At 71.8% G+C, this 23,283-nt stretch carries 21 protein-coding genes; 5 read left to right on the forward strand and 16 right to left on the reverse strand.

All coding sequences use genetic code 11. The features are described from left to right. Positions 1-53: 53 nt before the first annotated feature. On the reverse strand, positions 54-992 hold the full coding sequence (locus ACFYTT_RS06565) for a hypothetical protein (protein ID WP_387257994.1): 939 nt from the start codon (positions 990-992) through the stop codon (positions 54-56). Positions 993-1,203: 211 nt separating this feature from the next. On the opposite strand from ACFYTT_RS06565, the gene ACFYTT_RS06570 reads away from it, so the two are divergent. Next, positions 1,204-2,313: an SUKH-3 domain-containing protein gene (locus ACFYTT_RS06570; protein WP_387257995.1), complete on the forward strand. Its 1,110-nt coding sequence runs from the start codon at positions 1,204-1,206 to the stop codon at positions 2,311-2,313. Between the two features lie 6 nt (positions 2,314-2,319). Here the strand turns inward: ACFYTT_RS06570 and ACFYTT_RS06575 are convergent, their stop codons facing one another. Beyond that, positions 2,320-3,759 (reverse strand): aldehyde dehydrogenase family protein, encoded by a 1,440-nt coding sequence (locus ACFYTT_RS06575; RefSeq protein WP_387257996.1) that lies wholly within the window; start codon positions 3,757-3,759, stop codon positions 2,320-2,322. A 140-nt stretch (positions 3,760-3,899) separates the two neighbouring features. Between ACFYTT_RS06575 and ACFYTT_RS06580 the strand changes: the two genes are divergently transcribed. Further along, positions 3,900-5,336, forward strand: coding sequence for a gamma-aminobutyraldehyde dehydrogenase (locus ACFYTT_RS06580; RefSeq protein WP_131055769.1), 1,437 nt, complete (start codon positions 3,900-3,902; stop codon positions 5,334-5,336). Between the two features lie 4 nt (positions 5,337-5,340). Continuing rightward, positions 5,341-6,642: a 4-aminobutyrate--2-oxoglutarate transaminase gene (gene gabT, locus ACFYTT_RS06585; protein ID WP_387257997.1), complete on the forward strand. Its 1,302-nt coding sequence runs from the start codon at positions 5,341-5,343 to the stop codon at positions 6,640-6,642. A gap of 58 nt (positions 6,643-6,700) precedes the next feature. On the opposite strand, the gene ACFYTT_RS06590 is transcribed toward gabT, so the two are convergent. From ACFYTT_RS06590 to ACFYTT_RS06620, 7 genes are all read right to left on the reverse strand, one after another. Further along, a complete protein-coding gene (locus ACFYTT_RS06590; RefSeq protein WP_176092719.1) occupies positions 6,701-7,381 on the reverse strand; it encodes a hypothetical protein in 681 nt (226 codons plus the stop codon). A gap of 121 nt (positions 7,382-7,502) precedes the next feature. Further along, a complete protein-coding gene (locus tag ACFYTT_RS06595; protein ID WP_387257998.1) occupies positions 7,503-8,138 on the reverse strand; it encodes a M15 family metallopeptidase in 636 nt (211 codons plus the stop codon). Continuing rightward, positions 8,135-9,283: a D-alanine--D-alanine ligase family protein gene (locus ACFYTT_RS06600; protein ID WP_254876727.1), complete on the reverse strand. Its 1,149-nt coding sequence runs from the start codon at positions 9,281-9,283 to the stop codon at positions 8,135-8,137. Before ACFYTT_RS06600 ends, ACFYTT_RS06595 begins: the two co-directional genes overlap by 4 nt. Beyond that, on the reverse strand, positions 9,280-10,356 hold the full coding sequence (locus ACFYTT_RS06605) for a threonine/serine dehydratase (RefSeq protein WP_387257999.1): 1,077 nt from the start codon (positions 10,354-10,356) through the stop codon (positions 9,280-9,282). Before ACFYTT_RS06605 ends, ACFYTT_RS06600 begins: the two co-directional genes overlap by 4 nt. Next, positions 10,299-11,459: an acyltransferase family protein gene (locus ACFYTT_RS06610; RefSeq protein ID WP_387258000.1), complete on the reverse strand. Its 1,161-nt coding sequence runs from the start codon at positions 11,457-11,459 to the stop codon at positions 10,299-10,301. Before ACFYTT_RS06610 ends, ACFYTT_RS06605 begins: the two co-directional genes overlap by 58 nt. 106 nt (positions 11,460-11,565) lie before the next feature. Further along, positions 11,566-12,624, reverse strand: coding sequence for a HAMP domain-containing sensor histidine kinase (locus ACFYTT_RS06615; RefSeq protein ID WP_131056883.1), 1,059 nt, complete (start codon positions 12,622-12,624; stop codon positions 11,566-11,568). Then, positions 12,621-13,286 carry a response regulator transcription factor gene (locus ACFYTT_RS06620; protein ID WP_176092717.1) on the reverse strand — a complete coding sequence of 222 codons (666 nt, stop codon included), beginning with the start codon at positions 13,284-13,286 and terminating at the stop codon, positions 12,621-12,623. The genes ACFYTT_RS06615 and ACFYTT_RS06620 overlap by 4 nt, the downstream gene beginning before the upstream one ends. A gap of 958 nt (positions 13,287-14,244) precedes the next feature. On the opposite strand from ACFYTT_RS06620, the gene ACFYTT_RS06625 reads away from it, so the two are divergent. Then, the gene (locus tag ACFYTT_RS06625) at positions 14,245-14,535 is read left to right on the forward strand and encodes an endonuclease domain-containing protein (protein ID WP_236146019.1); all 291 of its coding nucleotides are present in this window, start codon (positions 14,245-14,247) and stop codon (positions 14,533-14,535) included. 207 nt (positions 14,536-14,742) lie between these two features. Here the strand turns inward: ACFYTT_RS06625 and speB are convergent, their stop codons facing one another. The 7 genes from speB to ACFYTT_RS06660 are packed head-to-tail and all read right to left on the reverse strand — an operon-like array spanning position 14,743 to position 22,478. Continuing rightward, the gene (speB, locus tag ACFYTT_RS06630) at positions 14,743-15,756 is read right to left on the reverse strand and encodes an agmatinase (RefSeq protein WP_131057183.1); all 1,014 of its coding nucleotides are present in this window, start codon (positions 15,754-15,756) and stop codon (positions 14,743-14,745) included. Continuing rightward, positions 15,753-16,955: a saccharopine dehydrogenase family protein gene (locus ACFYTT_RS06635; protein ID WP_387258638.1), complete on the reverse strand. Its 1,203-nt coding sequence runs from the start codon at positions 16,953-16,955 to the stop codon at positions 15,753-15,755. The genes speB and ACFYTT_RS06635 overlap by 4 nt, the downstream gene beginning before the upstream one ends. Then, positions 16,955-18,373, reverse strand: a complete 1,419-nt coding sequence (locus ACFYTT_RS06640; RefSeq protein WP_387258001.1) for an NAD(P)/FAD-dependent oxidoreductase — start codon at positions 18,371-18,373, stop codon at positions 16,955-16,957. The genes ACFYTT_RS06635 and ACFYTT_RS06640 overlap by 1 nt, the downstream gene beginning before the upstream one ends. Further along, positions 18,370-19,206 (reverse strand): ABC transporter permease, encoded by an 837-nt coding sequence (locus ACFYTT_RS06645; RefSeq protein WP_131055484.1) that lies wholly within the window; start codon positions 19,204-19,206, stop codon positions 18,370-18,372. Before ACFYTT_RS06645 ends, ACFYTT_RS06640 begins: the two co-directional genes overlap by 4 nt. Further along, entirely contained in the window at positions 19,203-20,117 is a 915-nt protein-coding gene (locus tag ACFYTT_RS06650; protein WP_131055486.1) for an ABC transporter permease, read from the reverse strand. Before ACFYTT_RS06650 ends, ACFYTT_RS06645 begins: the two co-directional genes overlap by 4 nt. Positions 20,118-20,139: 22 nt before the next feature. After that, complete coding sequence (locus ACFYTT_RS06655) at positions 20,140-21,291, reverse strand: ABC transporter ATP-binding protein (RefSeq protein WP_176092716.1); 1,152 nt, start codon at positions 21,289-21,291, stop codon at positions 20,140-20,142. A 2-nt stretch (positions 21,292-21,293) separates the two neighbouring features. After that, a complete protein-coding gene (locus ACFYTT_RS06660; RefSeq protein ID WP_387258002.1) occupies positions 21,294-22,478 on the reverse strand; it encodes an extracellular solute-binding protein in 1,185 nt (394 codons plus the stop codon). 205 nt (positions 22,479-22,683) lie between these two features. Here ACFYTT_RS06660 and ACFYTT_RS06665 point away from each other — a divergent pair, with 205 nt between their 5' ends. Further along, entirely contained in the window at positions 22,684-23,196 is a 513-nt protein-coding gene (locus ACFYTT_RS06665) for an Lrp/AsnC family transcriptional regulator (RefSeq protein WP_131055490.1), read from the forward strand. Positions 23,197-23,283 lie beyond the last annotated feature (87 nt).

Raw genomic sequence — 23,283 nt, forward strand, 5'->3', positions numbered from 1 at the left:
CGCAGGTCGGTCAACGCACCTGAGCGTAACGGAGCGCCGGGCCCCGTCCCGGCTCAGCCGGAGAGCCCGCGCCCCGGTTCGTCTTCGTCCCCGCCCTCCGGCCGTCCCGGCACCGCCGCAGACCCGGTCTGGCCCGAGGTCGACGCCACCGGGGGCGCCGAGACCGGCGGGGCCGTCGGCGGCGCCGACACCGGGGGGATCACCGGCGGGGCCGATACCGGCGAGACCACCGGGTAGCCCGACACCGGCGGGTATCCCGACACGGGCGGAGCCGACACCGGCGGGTAGCCGGACACGGGCGGAGCCGAGACGGGCGGGACCACGGGCGGGGCCGACACCGGCGAGACCACCGGGTAGCCCGACACGGGCGGAGCCGAGACCGGCGGAATCGCGGAGCCGGTGGCGGCCGGTGGTGACGCGTGGGGCTGGTCACCAGGCTCCGGCCGGGCGCCGTACAGACCGCCGGACGGGCGCGGCGACGCCGGGGCGCCGTAGACCCGGGGCGCGGCGGGCCGTGCGGTGCCGTACACGTGCCCGGGAGACGCCTGCGGCACCGGGCCGGGCGGCACCGGCGGAACACCCCGGCCCGGCGGCACCGGCGGTGGCACGACCCCACCCGGCGGCATCGGCGGCGCGACGACCGTGCCCGGCGGCATCGGCGGCGCGGCACCCGGACCTGGCGGCACGGACGCGGCGCCGTGACTCGCGCCGGAGCGATAGGTGGTGCCGCCCGGGTTGCGCGGCAGCGGGATCTCGACCCGGTCCTGACGCTGCCGCCGGTCCTTCCGGGACCGGACGATCAAGAGCGCGATGAGCAGGACGCCGAGGACGACCATGCCGACGCCGAAGTACATCACCGGCGATCCGCCGGAGGACTGCTCGACGGCCTGGACGGAGCGCACCCCGTCCGCGTCGGCGCGAGCCGGCGCGCCACCGAGCACCACCAGGCCACCCAGGGGCACGCAGAGCGTCGCGAGGCGACGTACCGACATGATCACCCACCGTTCTTCCCCCTGACGGGGGACCGCGGTCAGGCTACTACCGGGGCACGACCCCGGCCGGTCGGCGAGCACCCCGCAGGTGGGGCGCATCACGCCGACGCCGGTACGCCGAGCCGTCACCGAGGGCACGACGCGAATCACTCTGGGTAATAACAACCGTACGGAGTGCCACGAAAGTGTGCTTCTCCGGTAAATTCCCCGTGTGATCGACCGCGAGCAGGCCGAGCAGATCGCTGCGGTGTGGGCCCGTCGCGACTCGGTACGACTCGGGCACGAGTGTCGTCCATCGGTCACCGAGTTCGACCTCGGCTACGTGATCACCTCCACCGTCCCGACACCGGCCGGAGCGCTCCCCGGCGACCTGCCGGCGACCGTGGTCGACAAGCACACCGGCGAGGTGAGCACCTGGCCCCGGGTGGCGACCGAGGTGGTCCAGCGGCTCTACCGACGCAGCCGCCCGAGCGGGCCGCCGGTGCCGCGCACGGTGGACCCGGCCGGTCAGCTCATGCGGGAGGTGCACCGGTCGCCCACGCCGACCGTCACCGCGCACCTCACCGTCGAGGGACGGATCTTCACCGCCCGGGGCGCGAAGGGCGACCTGCCGCTGCACCTCCATCCGCTGCTCGACGAGTACCTGGACGGGCTGCCGGCCGGGCACCTGGTCCGTGGTGCCGAACGGCACGCGGAGGTCGTGGTCGTCTCCGACGTGCTGCACCACCACGACCACCTCCGTGCCGCCGAGGGCATCGCCCCGATGTGCCTGGGCGACGCCAAGGGCCTGCTGGCGTCGGCCCGCGTCGAGGTGTTCCGGGTCCGTGAGCCGACGGATCCGCACGCCGGTCCGGCCGGGAGGCCCTGCGACTCGTGTCTGGCCCTGCTGGTGGAGTTCGGCGTCCTGCCGGGCACCGCCCGGGACCAGCTCGCGCCCCGGCCGCCCGGCGAGGCACCGGATCCCGTCCCGGGCCGGTCTCCGCCGGAGGTCGTCGACACCGACCTCACCGACTCGCCTCACCTGTCCAGCACCCGACGCGGACCGGGTCAGCAGGTCTGGATCTCCCCGTTCGACCTGCGGGCGCGTCAGGTCGCGCACTCCGCCGACTCGCTCGCCGACTTCGGGGCGGTGATCGGGGCACGGCTGCTTCCGATCGGCACCGAGGAGCAGCACAGCATCCTCGCCGTGGACGAGCGGGGCCGGGTCTTCGCGCTGGACCAGGCCGGCGAGTGGTTCCTCGGCGCGGACCTGGACGCCGCCCTGGTCACCCTGCTGTCCGGTCGCGCCCCGGCGCGGGTACGCGACGACGGCTCCTGGTGAGGCGCGCTACAGCCGGAGACCGGTGAGGACGGTGACCCGGGGGTCGGTGTAGTCGTCCATGGCGCTGCGCAGCCCCTCCCGTCCCACCCCGCTCCCCTTCACTCCGCCGTACGGCATCTGGTCGGCCCGGTACGACGGCACGTCACCGACGATCACCCCGCCCACCTCCAGCGTCCGCGCCGCCGCGAAGGCGACGTCCAGCCGTCGGGTGAAGACACCGGCCTGGAGCCCGTACGCCGAGTCGTTGACCGCCGCGAAGCCGGCCTCGTCGTCGGTGACCCGGTCCACCACGAGCACCGGCCCGAACACCTCCTCGGCGCGGACCCTCGCCGTGTGGGGCACCCCGCTCAGCACCGTCGGCGGGTACGTCGCCCCGGACCGGCGGCCCCCGGTCTCGACGGCGGCCCCGGCGGTCACCGCCTCGTCCACCCACGCCTCCACCCGGCGGGCCGCCTCCTCGGAGACCAGCGGGCCCACGTCGGTGGCCGGGTCGGTGGGGTCACCGGTCCGCAGTTCCCGCACGGCCGCGACCAGGCGGGGCAGGAAGCCGTCGTAGAGCCACTCGTGGACGAAGACCCGCTGCACCGCGATGCAGGACTGCCCGGCCTGGTAGTTGGAGAAGGTGGCGATCCGCTGCGCGGCGACGGTGAGGTCGGCGTCCTCGGCCCAGTCCGCGCAGATCAGCACCGCCGCGTTGCCGCCCAGTTCCAGCGTGACGTGCTTGTCGGGCACCGCCCGGCGGATCGCCGCGCCGACCGGACCCGAGCCGGTGAACGAGACGACCGGCAGCCGGGGGTCGGTGACCAGCTCGGCGGCCCGGTCGTTGGGCAGCGGCAGCACCGAGAACATCCCGGCCGGCAGGTCGGTCTCGGCCAGGATCTCGCCGAGCAGCAGGGCGGTCAGCGGCGTGGCCGGGGCCGGTTTGACTAGCACCGGCGCGCCGACCGCGACGGCCGGGGCGACCTTGTGCGCCACCAGGTTCAGCGGGAAGTTGAACGGGGTGATGCCCAGCACCGGGCCCTTCGGCACCCGTCGCACCAGGGCGATGCGGCCGGTGGCGGCCGGGTCGGTGTCGAGCCGTTGCAGCTCGCCGGAGAAGCGCCGGGTCTCCTCGGCCGCCCACCGGAAGGTGGAGACCGCCCGGCCCACCTCGGCCCGGGCCCACTTGACCGGCTTGCCGTTCTCGGCGGTGATCAGCGCGGCCACCTCCTCGGCCCGCTCGGCGAGCCGACGTGAGACGTGGTCCAGCGCCGTGGCGCGGGCGTGCGCGGGCAGTTCGGCGGCGGTCGCGGCCACCTCGGCCGCCGCCGCCACCGCAGCCTCGACCTGCTCGGCGGTGGCGAGGGTGGTACGCCCCACCGTCCGGCCGTCGTACGGGTGGTGCACGGTCAGTTCGCCGGCACCGTGGGCGGGACGGCCGGCGACGAAGAACGGGGTGGGTTCCACGTATCGCAGCGTAACTCCGGCAGCCGCCCACGGAAACGGTCGCGCTAGACCTTGTCTGCCGCGAATTCAGTAGCGAAGATGGCACGAAGATTGCGATAACCGCCGCAGCGCGACCCCGGACCCCTCGGAGTGATCCAGCCATGAGTGACAAGCAGAAGCTGCGCAACTTCGTCGACGGCGAGTACGTCGAGCCGGCCGACGGCGGCTACGCCGACCTGATCGACCCCTGCACCGGGGAGGCGTTCGCCCAGGCCCCGGTCTCCGGCGCCGCCGACGTCGACGCGGCCATGAAGGCCGCCGCGACCGCCTTCGAGAGCTGGCGGGACAGCACTCCGGCCGAGCGACAGAAGGCCCTGCTCAAGCTCGCCGACGCGGTCGAGGCGCGGGCCGCCGACCTGGTCGACGCCGAGGTCCGCAACACCGGCAAGCCCCGGCAGCTCACCGCCGACGAGGAACTGCCGCCGGCCGTGGACGAGTTCCGCTTCTTCGCCGGGGCGGCCCGGCTGTTGGAGGGACGGTCGGCCGGCGAGTACATGGCCGGGCACACCTCGTACGTGCGGCGCGAGCCGATCGGAGTCTGCGCCCAGGTCACGCCCTGGAACTACCCGCTGATGATGGCGGTCTGGAAGATCGCCCCGGCGCTCGCCGCCGGCAACACGGTGGTGCTCAAGCCGTCGGACACCACGCCGGTGTCGACGCTGCTGCTGGCGGAGATCGCCGCCGAGTACCTGCCGCCGGGTGTGTTCAACGTGGTCTGCGGCGACCGCGACACCGGGCGGGCCCTCGTCGCGCACCCCACCCCGCAACTGGTGTCGATCACCGGCTCCACCCGGGCCGGCATGGAGGTGGCCGCAGCCGCCGCCCCCGACCTCAAGCGCACCCACCTGGAACTGGGCGGCAAGGCACCGGTGGTGGTCTTCGACGACGCGGACGTCGCGGCGGCGGCCGAGGCCATCGCGACCGGCGGCTACTTCAACGCCGGCCAGGACTGCACCGCCGCGACCCGGGTGCTCACCGGCCCCGGCGTGCACGACGACTTCGTCGCCGCCCTGACCGAGCAGGCCCGCAACACCCGCACCGGCGCGCCGGACGACGAGGACGTGCTCTACGGCCCGTTGAACAACGCCAACCAGCTCGCCCGGGTACGCGGTTTCGTCGACCGCCTGCCCGACCATGCCGCCGTGCAGACCGGTGGTACGCAGGTGGGTGAGCGCGGCTACTTCTATGCGCCCACCGTCGTCTCCGGCCTGCGCCAGCAGGACGAGATCATCCAGGACGAGGTGTTCGGGCCGGTCATCACCGTGCAGCGCTTCTCCGACGAGGACGAGGCGGTGCGCTGGGCCAACGGCGTCGACTACGGCCTGTCCGCCTCGGTCTGGACCCGGGACCACGGCCGGGCCATGCGGATGACCCGACGGCTGGACTTCGGCTGCGTCTGGGTGAACACCCACATCCCGTTCGTCTCCGAGATGCCGCACGGCGGGTTCAAGCACTCCGGGCACGGCAAGGACCTCTCGGTCTACAGCCTGGAGGACTACACCCGGCTCAAGCACGTCATGCACAACATCGAGGGCTGAGCCGGTGAGCGTCGGAAGTGGGCCGGTGCCGCCGGCACCGGCCTCGCACGCACTGCACGTGCGGCGGGGCGCCGCCGTGGCCCGGGGTGTAGGCAGCGTGATCTCCTCCTACGTCGACAGTGCCTCGGGTGGCCTGCTCACCGACGTCGACGGTCGGGAGTGGATCGACTTCGCCGCCGGCATCGCCGTCACCAACGTCGGCAACTCCGCGCCCCGGGTGGTCGAGGCGGTACGCGCCCAGGTCGAACGCTTCACCCACACCTGTTTCATGGTCGCCCCGTACGAGTCGTACGTGGCGGTCTGCGAGCGCCTCAACGCAGTGACCCCGGGTGCCTTCGAGAAGCGGTCGGCACTGTTCAACTCCGGTGCCGAGGCGGTGGAGAACGCCGTGAAGATCGCCCGGCACGCCACCGGGCGGCCGGCGGTGGTGGTCTTCGACCACGCCTACCACGGCCGGACCAACCTGACCATGGCGTTGACCGCGAAGAACATGCCGTACAAGCACCGGTTCGGGCCGTTCGCCGGTGAGGTGTACCGGGTGCCGATGTCGTACCCGCTGCGCGACGGCGGGCTCGACGGCGCCACCGCCGCCGCCCGGGCGATCGAGATGGTGGAGAAACAGGTCGGCGGCGAGAACGTCGCCGCGCTGCTGATCGAGCCGATCCAGGGCGAGGGCGGATTCGTCGTACCCGCGGACGGGTTTCTGCCCGCGCTGCGCACCTGGGCGACGCCGGCCGGGGTGGTCTTCGTGGCCGACGAGATCCAGACCGGCTTCTGCCGCACCGGCGACTGGTTCGCCTGCCAGCACGAGGGCGTCGAACCGGACCTGATCACGCTCGCCAAGGGCATCGCCGGTGGGCTGCCGCTGGCCGCCGTGACCGGGCGGGCGGAGCTGATGGACGCGGTGCACGTGGGCGGCCTCGGCGGCACGTACGGCGGCAACCCGATCGCCTGCGCCGCCGCGCTGGCCACCATCGAGACCCTGCACGAGCTGGACCTGGCCGCCGCCGCCCGGCGGATCGGCGCGACCATGACGGACCGGCTGCGGAGCATCGCCGCACGCGATCCCCGGATCGCCGAGGTACGCGGTCGGGGCGCGATGCTCGCCGTCGAACTGGTGCAGCCGGGCACCCTGACCCCGGACCCGGCCGCCGCGTCGGCGATCTCGGCCGCCTGTCACGCCGCCGGTCTGCTCACCCTGACCTGCGGCACCTACGGCAACGTGCTGCGTTTCCTGCCCCCGCTGGTGATCTCCGACGCCGACCTCACCCGTGGGCTCGACATCCTCGACGCCGCCTTCGTGTAAGGAAGGGTCCCCTGCTAACGCCTCGTGTATAGCAGGGGACCCCTCCTTACATCTCAGCTCAGCGCAACACCTCGACGACGTTGTTGCGGACGAGGTTCTTGCCCGGCTCGCGGATCTGCTCCATCGCGGCGGAGTTGAGCAGCACGCAGCTCGCCGACGGGCCGGTCACCGTCACCGTGGTCGCCCGGTCGTTGTCCAGGTTGGTGACCCGCAAGCGGGTGCCGACCGGGAACCGGTCGCTGGTGGCGCCCGGTCCGGCCGCCTCCTCGAAGAAGGTGATCGGGCCCGGGCAGGCCGACGCCGTACCGGGTCGGGCGGCCGGCGGGGAGAACGAGCCGGGCCGGTCGGCGGGCCCGCTCGGCGCTACGGTGTCCGGCCGTGCCGCCGGGCCGTCCAGCCGCTCGACGAGGTTGCGCCGGATGACGTTCCGGCCCGGCTCGCGGACCAGTTCCATCGCGGCGGAGTTGAGCAGCACACAGCTGCCGGAGGGGCCGACCACGGTCACCTCCGCCGACCTGTCGTTGTCCAGGTTGGTCACCCGCAACCGGGTGCCGACCGGGAACCGGTCGCTGGTGGCGCCCGGTTCGCCGCCCTCCGCCGAGAATGTGATCGAGCCGGAGCAGGCGCTCTGCCCGGCCGGGCCGCTGTCGGCGAACCCGAGCCCGGTGCCCACCGCCACGGTCGCCGCGGCGACCACCGCCACCCCCGCCGCCAACACGTGCTTCCGTTGCAGCCTCACTGTCGCCTCCCGTTACTCCCCGCCTGCGTTCAGGGGTCGGTACGGGCTGGGAGCGCTACCCAGTTCACCGGCGTGACGCGTATCGAAAACAAAGTTTCGGGTGAACCCTGCGGCAGACCGGTCACACCGGTCCGTAGCAGGTGTGCGGCGCTCCGGTCAGCAGTGCCCAGTAGCGGTCGCCGTACGACCAGTGCCACCACTCGGTCGGGTAGTTGACCAGGCCCACGCCGGTCAACGCGTCGACCAGGATGCGACGGTTCCGGCGGGCCAGAGCACCGATCGTCGGCGCGGCGGTGAAGCAGGCGTTCCCGCTCGCCTCCGGGGTGGCGTCGACCGCCGTACCCATGTCGACCTCCACCCCGTCGGCGGTGCAGAGCGTCAGGTCCACCGCACCACCGGTGCTGTGCGGCGCCACCTCGACCGGTGAGACGAACTTGGTGGTCTCCTCGTACACCCGCTCCGGCGACCAGTCGGGATGCGCCCGCCGCAGCTCGTCGTGGTAGCCGGTGAAGATCTCCCACTGCGACCGGTACGGCCGGTACCCCTCGATCACCAGCAGGCGGAGCCCGTCTGGCAGGGCGTCCTGCGCGGCCAGCAACCGCTCCGCCACCCCCTTGCGCAGTCGCGCGTACGCACCGTCGGGGTCGGCCGCCCGCCCGTCCAACCGCAGTTCCGGGATCCCGCGCAGGTCGACGAGAGGCTCGCCGTCGTCGGCACCGGGCACCGCCGCGACGCGCGGATCGCAGAGCAGGATCACGGCGCCTCCCCCGTGCCGCCGGGACGCTCCGCGTGCCGGCTGACCGCCAACGCGACCAGCCGGTCCACGATCTCCCGGTAACCGACGCCGCTCTCCGCCCACACCTTCGGATACATCGAGTGCGCGGTGAAGCCGGGCATGGTGTTCAGCTCGTTCACGTACAGCTCGCCGGCTTCCTCGTCATAGAGGAAGTCGACCCGGGCCAACCCCCAGCCGCCGATCGCGGCGAACGCGCGCAGCGACAACTCCCGGATCCGCTCGGTCACCTCGTCCGGCAGCGAGGCGGGGACCACCATCGGGTCGCTGTCGCCGAAGTACTTCTGCCGGTAGTCGAACCAGCCGCCGCTGACCGTGACCTCACCGACCGCCGACGCCTCCGGGTGGCTCCCACCGAGTACGCCGCACTCCAGTTCCCGCGCGGTGACCCCCTGCTCCACGATGACCAGGTTGTCGTGCCGCAGCGCCTCCTCCACCGCCGCCGCCAGGTCGTCGCCGTCACCCACCCGGGAGATCCCGATCGAGGAACCCATCCGGGCCGGCTTGACGAACAGCGGCCGGCGCAGCTCGACCACCAGCTTCTCCGGGTCCTCGGCGGCCCGGTAGGTCGACGCGTCGAAGGAGACGTACGGCGTGACCGGCACCCCCTCGGCACGCAGCGCCCGCTTCATGGCCACCTTATCCATGCCGACCGCCGAGGCGAGGATGCCGCAGCCCGCGTACGGCACACCGAGCGATTCGAGCAGCCCCTGCACCACACCGTCCTCGCCGAACGGGCCGTGCAGCACCGGGAATACCACGTCCAGTTCGGCCTGCACCGCACCCGGCGGGTCCGCCGCGGTGACCAGTGCCGTGCCGCGCCGCCACCCCGCCCGCAACTCCACGGCCGGGCCGGTCACCGTGAACCGGTCGTCGATGGCCCGTTCCCCGCCGGTGCCGTCCAGGAACTGACGCAGCACGTCGTCCGGCATCAGCCGGAACCGACCGCTGCGGGTCACCCCGATGGCGACGACCCGGTACCCGCCGCCGGACAGCGCCCGCGCCACCCCGAGCGCCGAGGCGCAGGAGACGTCGTGCTCCGCCGACGGCCCACCGAACAGGACCCCGATCCGTACTTCCGCGCTCATACCGCCGCCCCGCTCGCTCATGCCGCCACTCCTTGTCTGGGCAGGACCGGGGTCGCCAGCCGGGCGACCAGGTCCGCTTCCACGTTTCCGCCGGTCAGCACCACGCCGACCGTGCGCGGTCGAGAGCCGCTGCCCGGTACGGCGACCGGTGCGGTGGTGCCGGCGACCACCCGCGTCGCGCCGTCGGCGGCGAGACAGAGGGCACCGGCCAGACCGGCCGCGCCGGAGGGCTCGGCCAGCACCTTCAGCTCCATCAGGAGCAGCCGGAACGCCGCCGCGATCTCCTCGTCGTCCACCCGGACCACCCCGCGCAGGCGGGTGCGCAGGATGGCGAAGGGCAGTTCGCCGACGCAGGACGGCCGCAGCCCGTCGGCGATCGTCGGCGCCGGCCGGACCGGCGTCGGTCGACCGGCGACCAGGCTGTGCGCCAGGGAGTCGCAGCCGACCGGCTCCACGCCGTACACGTCGATGGGCCGGTCGGACGCGGCCAGGCAGGCACCGGCGACGCCGCCGCCCCCACCGACCGGCACGATCAGGGTGTCCAGCGGCGTGCCCGCCCGCTCGGCGTCCTCGATCAGTTCGAGACTTGCGCTGCCCTGCCCGGAGATCACGTCCGGGTGGTCGTACGCGTCGACGATCGGATGACCGGTCTCGTCGCTGATCCGGCGCGCGACCGCCAGCCGTTCCTCCACGGTGGAGCCGACCAGGACCACCCGGGCACCGGCCCCCCGGGCCCGCGCCACCTTCGACGGCGTCGCGTCGACCGGCAACACCACCGTGGCGGCCATGTCGTGCCGGCGCGCCGCCAGCGCGACCGCGACCGCGTGGTTGCCGGTGCTCTGCGCGACCACACCGGTGTGCCCGGCGGCGGCGAGCCGCCCCACCGCGTACAACCCGCCCCGCATCTTGTACGAGCCACCGGTCTGCAGGTTCTCCGCCTTGAGCAGCACCCGCGCCCCGACCAGGCGGTCGATCACCGGGGACCGCAGCAGCGGGGTACGCAGCACCTGGCCGTCGAGCCACCGCGCCGCCGCCGTCACGTCGACCGAGGGCCGACCGGGATCGGCGGGTTCGGGCGGATCGGTGTGGAACATGTCGTCTCCCTTGTCGATTCGATCGGCGATCGGCGAGCCGGCAGGTCGAACAGCCAGGTCGCACGTGCCGCCAGCAGCGCCCGGTGCAGGCCGAGGCTGAGCGCCAGCACCAGGACGGTGAGCGAGAACGGGTAGCCGAAGGCCAACGCGAGCCGGGCGGAGTCACCCAGGTCGGCGATGGGCTCGGCGATCATTCGGTGCAGGAGTGCCAGCACCGGCATGTGGATCACATAGATCGGCAGCGTCTGCCGGCCCAGCGCGGCCAGCGGCTCGCGGACCAGCGGCCACCGGGCCAGTTGCACCGCCAGGGCGATGCCGGCCAGCACCGCGACGACCGAGACCAGCGGCGTCACCCCCGGCAGCCGCCCGGCACCGGTCACCCGCACGGCGGCCAGCACGGCGGCCAGCACGGCGAGGTATCCGCCGACCGCCAGCAGCAGACGTCGACCGGTCACCGCCGCCGACCACCGCCGCACATGGCGACGCAGGTGCAGGCCGGCGAGGAAGAACACCAGGTTCTGGTAGAGCCCGCCCCGGTTGCCGGGGGTGTCGAGCAGCCCCACCGCGGCGACCGCGCTCAGCGCGCCCGCCGCGGCCAGCAGCAGCGCCGGGTGGACCCGGCGCAACGCCTTGGCGAGTACGAAGTAGAGCGCCAGCGCGTACAGGTACCAGAGGTTGGACGGGCTGACCGTCAGCTGTGCCAGCAGTTCCCCCGGGCCGGTCGCCCGGTCGGTCGGGAAGTCCGGCGCGAGGGCCAGCAGGGCGGTGTGGATCAGCAGCCAGACCGCGTACAGGTAGAGGAACCTGGCGATGCGCGGACGGCCGACGGCTCGCCACGGCCGTTGCACCGCGGTGGCCGCGAACATCCCGGAGATGGTGAAGAACAGCGGCATCCGCATCGGCAGCAGCAGTTCGCCGAACGTCCCCCAGGCCCCCGCCACCGGCACGTCCAGCCGCCAGTCGATCTGGAGGTAGTCCTTCATGATCACGTGCCAGAGCAGGACCAGCAGGATGCAGCCGCCCTTGGCGACGTCCGCCCAGTCCCACCGTTCGCCGGCCGGGCGGGCGCCGGTGACGGGCGCGAGGTGGTCACGGGTACGCACCGGGGTGCTCCTCTCCCACGCGGTGGTGACGTTTTCGGGCATGCCGAGGGACGGGACGTCGCGGAATGTGCGACCCCGTGGATCGGGTCGTGGTGACCGGAAGGGCTCAGGGCACGTGCGGAAGCTGGACGTCGACCCGCAGTCCGCCGTACTCGGCGGGGCGGGCGGCGATCAGTCCGTCGTGCGCCTGGGTGATCGAGCGGGCGATGGCCAGACCGAGACCGGCACCACCGCTCTGGTTGGTGCGGTCCCGCGCCAGCCGGCGGAACGGCTCGAAGAGCCCGGCCACCGCCTCGGCCGGCACCACCTGACCGGTGTTGACCACGGTCAGCGCCGGGTTGCGGCCGACGGTGACGCTGATCGCGCCACCCTGGCGGTTGTACTTGATCGCGTTCTCCAGCAGGTTGGTCACCAGGCGCTCCAGCAGCACGCGCTCACCCATCACGGTCCGGGGCTCCAGGTGGGTGCTGACGGTCACCCCGGCCTCGGTGATCCGGTCCTGGTACGCGGCCAGCACCTCCGTGACGATCTCGTCGAGGCGCTGCGGCAGGCGGGAACGGAGCCCCTGGTCGCTCTCGCTGAGCGCGAGCAACCCCTCGATCAACCGTTCGTTGCGCTCGTTGGTCTCCAAGAGCTGGTCGGCCACCAGCTCCATCTGCTCGCCGCTGAGTGACCGGGACAGGCCGACCTCGATCAGCGTGCGCTGCACGGCCAACGGCGTCCGCAACTCGTGCGAGGCGTTCGCGGCGAACCGCCGTTGCCCCTCGTACCCGGCGGCGATGCGCTCCATCATCTCGTCGATCGACCGGGCCAGCCGGGCCACCTCGTCGTTGCCGCGCATCCGGATCCGGTGACCGAGGTTCTGCGGCCCGGCGTGCGAGATCGGGCCGGCGAGGTCCCGGACCGGTCGCAGACACCAGCCCGCAGCGACCCAGACCGCCGCCACCGCGAGCAGGAACACCACCAGCCCCAGCAGCGACAGCGCGACCCCGCCGAGGCCCCGCGCCGGCTCGCACACCAGCCCGCTGCCGGACAGCCCGCTGTCGCAGAGACCCCGAACCCGCCACCACAACTCGCTCGTGACGGACACGGTCAGTCCCGGCAGGGCGTACCCGGCGATCAGGGCGACCACGCCGACCAGCACGATCCTGCGACGCGGGGTCACGACGCCGGACCGATCCGGTAACCGGCCCGAGGCACGGTGTGGATCACCTGAGGCGTACCGAGCTTCTTCCGCAAGGTCATCACGGTCACCCGCACGGTGTTGGTGAACGGGTCGGCGAACTCGTCCCACGCCTGCTCCAGCAGCTCCTCCGAGCTGACCACCCGCCCGTCCGCACGCATCAACACGTGCAGTACGGCGAACTCCTTCGGGCTCAGGCCGACCGCCCGGCCGTCCCGGGTGACCGAGTGCCGGGCCACGTCCAGCGCCACCCCGTGCTGCTCCAGCACCGGCGGCACCGCCGCCGCCGACCGCCGACCGAGCGCGTGCACCCGGGCGACGAGTTCGGCGAAGGCGAACGGCTTGGTGAGATAGTCGTCGGCCCCGAGTCCGAGACCCTCCACCCGGTCGCGGATGCCGGCGGCGGCGGTGAGCAGCAGCACCCGCGTACCCGAACCGGACCCGGCGAGACTGCGGCACACCTCGTCACCGGTGTGCCCCGGCATGTCCCGGTCCAGCACCGCCACGTCGTAGCGGTTCACCCCGATCCGCTCCAACGCGCCGTCACCGTCGTAGCAGACGTCCACCGCCATCGAGAGCCGCCTGAGGCCCTCGGCGACCATGTCCGCCAGCAGCCGCTCGTCGTCCGCCACCAACACCCGCACGCTCTTCGCCCCCGTGATCCGTCGTTGCCGGGCATACGTTCGCAGGCGGAAGATAAGGGTTTCGTAAGCGCCCGCCGCAGCAATACTCCACGTCCACGACGTCACCACAAATCAGCACGGGCACAGCCGGTCACCACGCGCCTGAACAGCACGTACGTCCCACTCTCCCCCACCCGCCCCCACGTGCCACCGTCGTCGCGTCACGTCGGTCGCCGTCGTCGTCGCCGCGTCGATCATGGAGTTGGGGCTGCACTTATGGAAGCTTTTATCCTTATTTGCGATCGCCACGATTCCATGATCGACGCGGACAGCCGTGGGGCCGCGAGTTATCCACAGCGGCCCGGTACGTCGTCCACAGGGGCGGACGGCAGCCGGGGTGGGCCGGGACAGTGGCGAGATGACAGAGCGACTGATTCGTTACTCCGAGTTGTTGGCGACCGGGTGGAGTCGAGGTCAGGTGCGGGGGCAGATCGCACAGGGGGCACTGCTTCGGCTGACCCGAGGTGTCTACGGGCCTCCCGCCGCCGCCGACGACCACCTCAGGGCGATCTTCGAACGTCTGCCCGACGGCGCGGTGGCGGGGTTCCACACCGGTGCGATGCTGCACGGCTTCGGGGATGCCCGGTCGACCAGGTGCCACGTCATCGTGCCGGCGGGTTCGGTCGTGCCGCAGATCCGTGGGGTCGTGGCGCATGAGTCCGTCGTGCCGGTCCGCGATCCCGTCCGGATCCGCGGACTGCCCTGCGCTCCGGCCGCGCGATGTGCCGTCGATCTGGCGAGATCACTCCGGCGGACAGAAGCCCTTCCGGTGCTGGACCTCTGTCTGCGGGCGACAGCCTGCCGGCGCGACGATCTCCATGACGAGCTCGGGCGCCATCGGGGCCTGCGTAACGCCCGCCAGGCACGGGACCTGATCGGCCTGGCGGATCCCCGGTCGGAATGCCGGCAGGAGAGTCAGTTGAGACTGATTCTCGTGGACGCTGGACTACCGGCCCCGGAGCCTCAGCTCTGGGTGCACGACCGGTACGGCATACCGCTGCACCGGATCGACCTGGCCTACCGCAAGCGTCGGATCGGCATCGAGTACGACGGACAGTCCCACCTGACCCCGGAGCTCCTGCACTACGACCGTTCCCGGTCGAACTGGCTGGCCGGACAGGGTTGGCGGATGCGCTACTTCACCGCCGACGACCTCTACCGCCGCCCCACCCACATCGTCACCACCATCCACCACCTCCTCGCCCCCTGAACTCCCGAACCCCCTGCCCTGGGCACCCCAACGCCTTCCCCCACCCTCCCCACTCCGCAACGGCCCCGCACGCAGCCGCACCGGCAGCCGCGATCATGGAGTTGTGGCACTCCGAAAAGGGGCGAATACCCCAGGATCGCAGCCTCAACTCCATGATCGACGGGCAGGAGAGGGCGGGATCGACGGGCAGGGAGACGGGTGGGAGGGTCAGCGGCTGTCCAGGAGGGGTTGGGTGGGGTTCCAGGGTGGGCCACCGGCGGCGTCGCGACGGCGGCGGGCGATGGCCGACAACGCTTCCAGCACGACCCGGTTGCCGAGGTAGGCGGTGATGTCGGCGTGGTCGTACGGCGGGGCGACCTCCACCACGTCCACCCCGACCACGGGGAGTTCGTAGCAGACCCGGCGGACCGCGTCGAGCAGCTGCCGACTGGTGAAGCCGCCCGGTTCGGGGGTGCCGGTGCCGGGGGCCATGCCCGGGTCGACCACGTCCACGTCGACGGAGAGGAAGACGCCCTCGCACTCGTCGGTCGCGATGTCGAACGCCTCGGTGAGGCAGTCGTCCAGGCCACGGGCCACGATCTCGGTCATCTCGTACGAGCGCATCCGCTGCTCGGCCATCCAGGACAGGGTCGACGGGCCCGGCCAGTAGCCGCGCAGGCCGATCTGGAGGAACCGGTCGCCGCGTACCGCGCCGGACTCGATGAGTCGACGCATCGGCTGGCCGTGACCGTGCAGCGAGCCGAACTCGATGTCGCCGGTGTCGGCGTGCGCGTCGAAGTGCACCAGCGACACCCGGCCGAGACCGTGGTGGCGGGCCACCCCGGTGGCGTCGGGCTGGGCGATGGAGTGGTCGCCGCCGAGGACCACCGGGATCGCACCGGCCGAGGCGACCGCGTACACGGCGGTTTCCAGCGCGGACAGCGACCGTTCGATGTCGCCGGAGAACATCTCGACGTCACCGGCGTCGTAGACGCACAGGTCGCGCAGCGCGTCGACGCGCAGCGCCAGGGAGGGGCGGGAGCCGTCGTGCGGCAGATAGCACGCCTGCCGGATGGCGGACGGGCCGAACCGGGTGCCGGGGCGGTGCGAGGTGCCGCCGTCGAACGGCGCGCCGATGATCACGACGTCGGCGTCGGCGTACGTGACGGGCTCCTCGATCGTGCAGGGCGGTACGCCGAGGAACGTCACGTCGGGGCCGTACATCGGGCCGTACCGGGTCATCGTTCCGCCATTCCCCACGGCGAGCCGTAGGCGGTGAGCAGGTCGAGGAAGGGCTTGGGCGGCAACGCCTCCGGTCCGAGCACCCCGCTGCCCGACCACACGCCGTCGGCCAGCAGTTCCAGGGCGACCACCGGGTTCACCGCGGTCTGCCAGACCACCGCCTGGTGGCCGTACTCGCGCATCGACCACTCGTTGTCGACCACGTGATAGAGGTAGACCCGGCGCGGCTCGCCGTCGACGCCGAGGCCGGTGACGTACGTGCCGGCGCAGGTCTTGCCGCGCATCCGGTCGCCGAGGGTGGCCGGGTCGGGCAGGCAGGCGGCCACCACGTCTCGCGGCGACACGGAGACCGGGCCCACCCGCACCGGCGCGGTCGAGGAGAGACCGAGTTTGTGCAGCGTCCTGAGCACCTCGATGAACTCCGCGCCGAGGCCGTACTTGAAGGTGACCCGCCTGGCCGGCACCCAGCGCGGGATCAGCAGCACCTCCTCGTGCTCCACGTTGACGCACTCGACCGGCCCGATCCCGTCGGGGAACTCGAAGACCTCCGGCTCACTGAACGGCTCGGTGGTGAACCAGCCCCGGTCGGCCTCCCAGATCACCGGCGGGTTCAGGCACTCCTCGATGGTGGTCCAGATGGAGAACGACGGGGCGAAGTCGTAGCCGTCGACGGTCAGGTTCGCGCCGTCGCGTACCCCGATCTCGTCGATCTCGCGGAACAGTTCGTCGGCGGCGTACCGGGCGAAGACGTCGGAGAGGCCGGGCTCGACACCGATGCCGCAGAGCGCCAGCCGCCCGGCTTCCGTCCAGCGGTCGGCCGCCGCGAACTGCGCGTCGCCGAGCATCACGCCGGTCTCCTGATAGGGCCGGGTCGGGTGCGGGCGGGACAACGACATCGCCATGTCGAGGTAGTCGGCGCCGGCCGCGTACGCCCCGTCGAAGATCGGCATGACGAAGCGTGGGTCGACCGCGTTGAGCACGTGGGTGATCCGGTGTTCGCGGCAGAGTGCCGCGACCGCCTCCGCCGAGGCGGCGTCGACCCCGGCGGCGACGAAGCGGTCGTCCCGGCCGGCGACGGCCCGCGCGGCGCGGGTCCCGTCGTGGTCGGCGACCACCATCGTGTCGAAGAAGGCACGTCGGGCCGCGATGGCGACGACGGCGGAACCGACGCCTCCGGCCCCGATCAGCAGCACACGCATCACGAGTCGAACCCCAGACCGAAGCGATCGAGCGTACGGAGCCACAGGTTGCGCCGCCCCTGTCGAGCGTCGGCCCGGGCCATGGACCAGCGGGTGAGCCCGATGCCGACCGCGCGGGCCGGTTCGGGCGGGAACGGCAGCGGCCGGCTGCGGACCAGGTCGAGCCGGGTCAGCGGGCTGTCCACGCCGTCGAGCAGGTCGAGCATCACCCGGGCACCGAACCGGGTCGCCCCGACGCCGAGCCCGGTGTACCCGGCCGCGTACGCGAGCCGACCGGAGTACGCCGTGCCGAAGAAGGCGCAGAACCGGGTGCTGGTGTCGATCACCCCGCCCCAGCGGTGGCTGAACCGGACGTCGGCGAGCTGCGGGAAGGTGGTGAAGAAGTGGCGGGCGAGTGCGGTGAAGGTGGCGTCGCGCTGGTCCAGTGCCGGCGTCATCCGGTTGCCGTAGTGGTAGATCGCGTCGTAGCCGCCGAACAGGATCCGCCCGTCGTCGGTGAGCCGGTAGTAGTGGAACTGGTTGCCGGTGTCGGCCAGTCCCTGCCGGTTACGCCAGCCGACGGCGTCCCGCTGCGCGGGCGTCAACGGCTCGGTCGTCAGCGCGTAGTCGTACACCGGCACGATCCAGGTGCGCAGGCGGCGCAGCAGCGGCGGGAACGCGTTGGTGGCCAGCACCACCTTGGCGGCGCGGACCGCCCCGGGGCTGCCGTCGGCGGCGACGGTGCGGGCCAGCAACGCGTTGGTGTCCCGGTGCAGGCCGGTGACCCGGGTGTGCTCGTGCACCCGTACGCCGAGGTCCACGCAGGCCCGGCGCAGTCCCCAGGCCAACCGCGCCGGGTCGAGCATCGCCACCCGGTCACGGTCCCACAGTCCGCCGAGGTACGTCGGCGAGTCGACCTCGGCGCGCACCTCGTCGGCGTCGAGCAGGCGCACGTCGTGCCCGTACCGTCCGGCCAGCGCGGCGTCGGCGGCCAACCCGTCGAGCTGGTACGGCTCGACCGCCACCGACAGTTCGCCGGTCCGCGCGAAGTCGCAGTCGATCCGATGCTCTGCAACGGTGTCGGCGATGGCGTCGAGGTTCTCCCGGCCGAGCCGTTCCAGCGTCTGGATCTCGTCCGGGAACCGCTGCACCCCGTTGGACAGCCCGTGCGTCAGCGAGGCGGCACAGAACCCGCCGTTGCGTCCGGAGGCCGCCCAGCCGCAGGTCCCCGCCTCCACCAGCAGCACGTCCCGCGCCGGGTCGGCCTGCTTGGCCAGCAGCGCCGCCCACAGCCCGCTGTAGCCGCCCCCGATCACCACCAGGTCGGCGGTGGTCGGGCCGGGCAGCGGCGGCAGCGGGTCGGGCCGCTCCGGCCGGTCGAGCCAGTACGGTGCGCGGACCGCGTCGGCAAGCGCCCGGCCGGCGGATGGCCCGGTCATGACCGGCTTGTCGCCCGGGGAGCCGGCACCGCGAACGCCGCCCGGCGGGCCCGTCGGCCCCGCAGCATGCTGGCCAGCACCAGCAGCAACGCGATCGCGAACATGGCCGTACCGATGACGTTGACCTGCGGCGGGATGCCCCGCTGGGCGGCACCCCAGACGTACATCGGGAACGTGACGGTGGTGCCGGAGTTGAAGTTGGTGATGATGAAGTCGTCGAAGCTGAGCGAGAACGCCAGCAGTGCGGCGGCCACGATGCCGGGCAGCACCAACGGCAACGTGATGCGGCGGAACGTCTGCCACTCGCTGGCGTAGAGGTCCATCGCGGCCTCCTCCAGCCTCCGGTCCATCCCGGCCAGCCGCGCCTTGACCGTCACCACCACGAACGACATGCAGAACATCACGTGCGCGATGACGATGGTCCAGAACCCCAGCGGCACCCCGCCGGCGACGAAGAGGGCCAGCAGCGAGGTGCCCATCACCAGTTCCGGCGTGGCCATCGGCAGGAAGATCAGCACGTTGAGCCCGGAGCGTCCCCGGAACCGGTGCCGGACCAGCGCGAACGCCATCAGCGTGCCGAGCGCGGTGGCGGCGACGGTGGCGATGAAGCCGATCTGCACGCTGCGGACCACCGCGTCGCACATGTCGGAGGTGGCGCACGGGTTACGCCAGTTGTCGAGCGTGAACGCGTGGAAGTCGTACGAGAGCCGGTTGGAGGGGCGGTTGAACGACAACGCGCCCACCACGGCGATCGGCAGGAACAGGTAGCCGAGCACCAGCAGGGCCACGCCCATCACCCAGTGCTGCGCCCACCACCGGGAGAACCTGGTCATAGGACCTCCTCCGTGCCGGCCCGACGCAGATAGACGAAGACCACCGCGAGGATCGCCGACATCAGCAGGAACGACAGCGCCGCGCCCTGCGGATAGTCCAGCCGCACCAGGAACGCCGAGTCGATGACGTTGCCGATCATGTACTGGTTGGGCGTACCGAGCAGTTCGGCGTTGATGTAGTCGCCGGTGGCCGGGATGAAGAAGAGCAGCGTCCCGGCGATCAGGCCCGGCATTGACAACGGCAGGGTGACCCGACGGAACGTCTTCAGCGGGCTCGCGTACAGGTCGCTGGACGCCTCCAGCAGCCGGTGGTCGAGCCGCTCCAGGCTCGCGTACAGCGGCAGCACCAGGAACGGCAGGAAGTTGTACGTCAGGCCGAGCACCACCGCGATCGGGGTGGCCAGCAGCCGTCCGTCCGGACCGAGCAGGTGGACGTCCCGCAGCAGCCCGACCAACCAGCCGTTGTCCGACAGGATGGTCTTCCAGGCCAGCGTGCGCACCAGGAAACTGGTGAACATCGGCGCGATCACGCAGACCAGCAGCAGGTTCTTCCACCGGCCGGCCTTCTGCGCGATCGCGTACGCCAACGGGTAGCCCATCAGCAGCGCCAGCACCAACGCGATGCCCGCGTACAGGAACGAGCGGCTGAACTGGGGCCAGTACGCCTGCAACGCCGCCGGGTAGTTCCCGAACGCCCAGGTCATCGCGTACCCGGTGGAGAGCGTGCCGTTCGGGTCGTAGAGGCTGGCCGCAGCGAGTTGCAGCAACGGCAGGGCGAAGAAGAGGAACAGCCAGGCCGCGCCCGGCAGCAGCAACAGGTACGGCAGGAGGCGGTAGCGCCCTGATCGGGCAGCCGGCGGCGGCGACGCCGGCTGCCCGGAGCCGGTGGGTACGTGAGCCAGCGCGCTCACGCCGTGCCCTCGCGTCGCTGGCTCATGAGGACGCACCGACCGGCTCGTCCAGGACCGGAGTGGTCCGGTCCTCCTCGTCGGCGCGGCGCCCGAGCAGGAAGGCGTGCTGCGGATCCCAGTACGCCACGGCCCGCTCGCCGACGGCGAAGCGCTGCTGCGCCCCGCTGTTGGCGACGAAGACGCTCAGCTCGGTGCCCCATCCGGTGCGCAGCAGGTACTGCGTGCTCACCCCGACGTAGGAGGCGTCGGTGACGGTGCCTTCGAGGTGCTGGTTACCGGCCGGCACCTGCACGGCGGCGCCGACCAGGTGCAGCTTCTCGGGGCGTACGCCCAGGAAGACCGGACCCTGGTCGGTGCGGGCCCGCGCCGACGGCACGGAGAACCGCGCGCCGTGCGCGGTGACCAGGAGGTCGCCGCCGTCGGTGCCGGAGACCTCGCCCGCGATCAGGTTGGACTGGCCGAGGAAGTTGGCCACGAACGCGGTGGCCGGGAACTCGTAGATCTCGGCGGGTGGGCCGAGCTGCTCGATCCGCCCGGCGTTCATCACCGCGACCGTGTCGGCCATCGTCATGGCCTCCTCCTGGTCGTGGGTGACGTGTACGAAGGTGATGCCGACCTCGGTCTGGATGCGCTTGAGCTCGATCTGCATCTGCCGACGCAGCTTGAGGTCGAGCGCGCCGAGCGGCTCGTCCAGCAGCAGCACCTGCGGGTGGTTGATCAGCGCGCGGGCCAGCGCGACCCGCTGCTGCTGCCCGCCGGAGAGCTGGGCCGGGCGACGCCGTTCGTACCCGTCGAGCTGCACCAGCGACAGCATCTCGCGGACCTGCCCGTCGACCGAGCGGATGCCGCGCCGCCGCAGGCCGAAGGCCACGTTCTCGAAGATGTCCAGGTGCGGGAAGAGGGCGTAGCTCTGGAACACGGTGTTGACCGGCCGCTTGTACGGGCGCAGCCGGGCGATGTCCCGGTCACCGAGCAGCACCTGCCCGCTGGTCGGCTCCTCCAGCCCGGCGATCATGCGCAGCGTGGTGGTCTTGCCGCAGCCGGACGCACCCAGCAGGGCGAAGAACGAGCCCTGCGGAATGGTCAGGCTCAGGTCGTCGACGGCGGTGAACGGGCCGAACGTCTTGGTGAGGTCGGCCAGCCTCAGGTCACCGGCCGGAGTGTCCCGCGCCATCGTCACGCTCCGATAACCTGCTGGAACTTGGTCTCGTACTCGCGTTCCTGCTGCTCGTCCAGGGCCATGAAGACGCGGGCCTTGGAGAGGATCGCCTCGTCCGGGAAGATCAGCGGGTTGGCGGCCAACTCCGGGTCGATCTTCTCCATCTCCTCCTGCGCGCCCTGCACCGGACAGATGTAGTTGACGTACGCGGCGAGCTGCGCGGCGATGGCCGGCTCGTAGTAGTGGTTGATCAGGGCCTCGGCGTTGCCCTTGTGGGTGGCCTTGTTCGGCACGAGCATGTTGTCCGACCAGAGCGTCACACCGGAGTCGGGCACCACGAACTTGATCTGCTCGTCGTCGAAGCCGAGCTGGATGATGTCGCCGGACCAGCCGATGCACGCCGCGATGTCGCCCTTGGCCAGGTCGGGGGCGTAGTCGTTGCCGGTGAAGCGGCGGATCTGCCCGGAGTCGACCGCCTTCTTGAGCTTGTTCAGGGCGTCGTCGAACTGGCTGGCGGTGAAGTCGGCCGGGTTGTGGCCGTTCGACATCAGCAGCAGGCCCATGGTGTCGCGCATCTCGGTCAGCGCGGTCACCTTGCCCTTGAGGTCGGCGCGGGTGAGCAGCTCGTCGACGGTCCGGATCTCCCGGGTGACCCGCCCGTTGTACGCCAATCCGGCCAGGCCGGACTGCCACGGGACGGCGAGGTGGTTGTCCACGTCGAAGGGACGGTTCCGCAACGACGGCAGCAGGTTCGCCTCGACGTTCGGCAGATTCGACTTCTCGAGCCGCTGGATCCAGCCGAGCCGGATCATCCGGGCGGCCATCCAGTCGGTGAGCACCATGACGTCCCGCCCGGTGCCCTGACAGGCGGCGAGCTGGTTCTGCACCTTGCCGAAGAACTCGTTGTTGTCGTTGACGTCCTCGGTATAGGTCACCTGGATGCCGGTGTCGGTGACGAACTTGTCGAGGCTGGGACGCTTCGACGCGTCGTCGTCATCGACGTCCATGTATTGCGGCCAGTTGGAGAAGGCGACAGTCTTCTCCGTGCCGGACAGGTCCTCGCTGACACAACCGGCCTCGGTCTGCTGCGCGCCGGGGGTGCCGCAACCGGCGAGAGTGCCACCCGCCGCGAGCAGCGCGGCCGAGCCGAGGGTGCCGGTGAGCAGACCACGCCGAGTGAGGGGCCGGTAAGCGTTTCGCATGTGACGACTCCTACAGGTCATCGTCGGCGGCGGGACGGGGGTGGGCGCGCCGACGGGAGGGTCAATGGCGATGGACGACTGATCCTGACATGAGGAAACCTCGCTCACAAGGGATTCCGTAGCCGCAATAGCCGTGGACGACGAATTACGCCAGACTGCGCGGTGGCACTAGGCTCAGCGCCGTGATGGACATGGGGAGCGCTCGATGACGAACCGGCAGCAGGACAACGGCACCGGCGGACGCCGGGTCAGCGTGCGGGAGGGCGCCAGCCACGTGCTGCTCGACGACGTGGCCAAGCAGATCATCGAACAGCTCCAGCAGGACGGCCGTCGCCCGTACGCGACCATCGGCAAGGCGGTCGGGCTCTCCGAGGCTGCGGTACGTCAACGCGTACAACGGCTGCTCGACGCCGGGGTGATGCAGATCGTCGCGGTGACCGATCCGCTCCAACTCGGCTTCCCCCGCCAGGCCATGATCGGCCTGCGTACCGACGGCGACCTGGAGAGCGTCGCGGACCGGATCGCCGAACTCGACGAGGTCGACTACGTGGTGATCACCGCCGGCTCCTTCGACCTGCTGGCCGAGGTGGTCTGCCGCAACGACGAGCACCTGCTGGAGATCCTGCAACGCCTGCGCGCGGTCTCCGGCGTGCTCTCCACCGAGGCGTTCGTCTACCTCAAACTCCGCAAGCAGACCTACAGCTGGGGCACCGCCTGATCATGCGCCGCGCGCGCCTCCGCCCCGTGCGCCCTCGCCCCACCCGCCCGCGCCCCACCCGCCCCGGCCCCGCGCGCCCCCGCCCCA

Source organism: Micromonospora sp. NPDC003816 (genome assembly GCF_042874705.1).
Taxonomy (GTDB): domain Bacteria; phylum Actinomycetota; class Actinomycetes; order Mycobacteriales; family Micromonosporaceae; genus Micromonospora.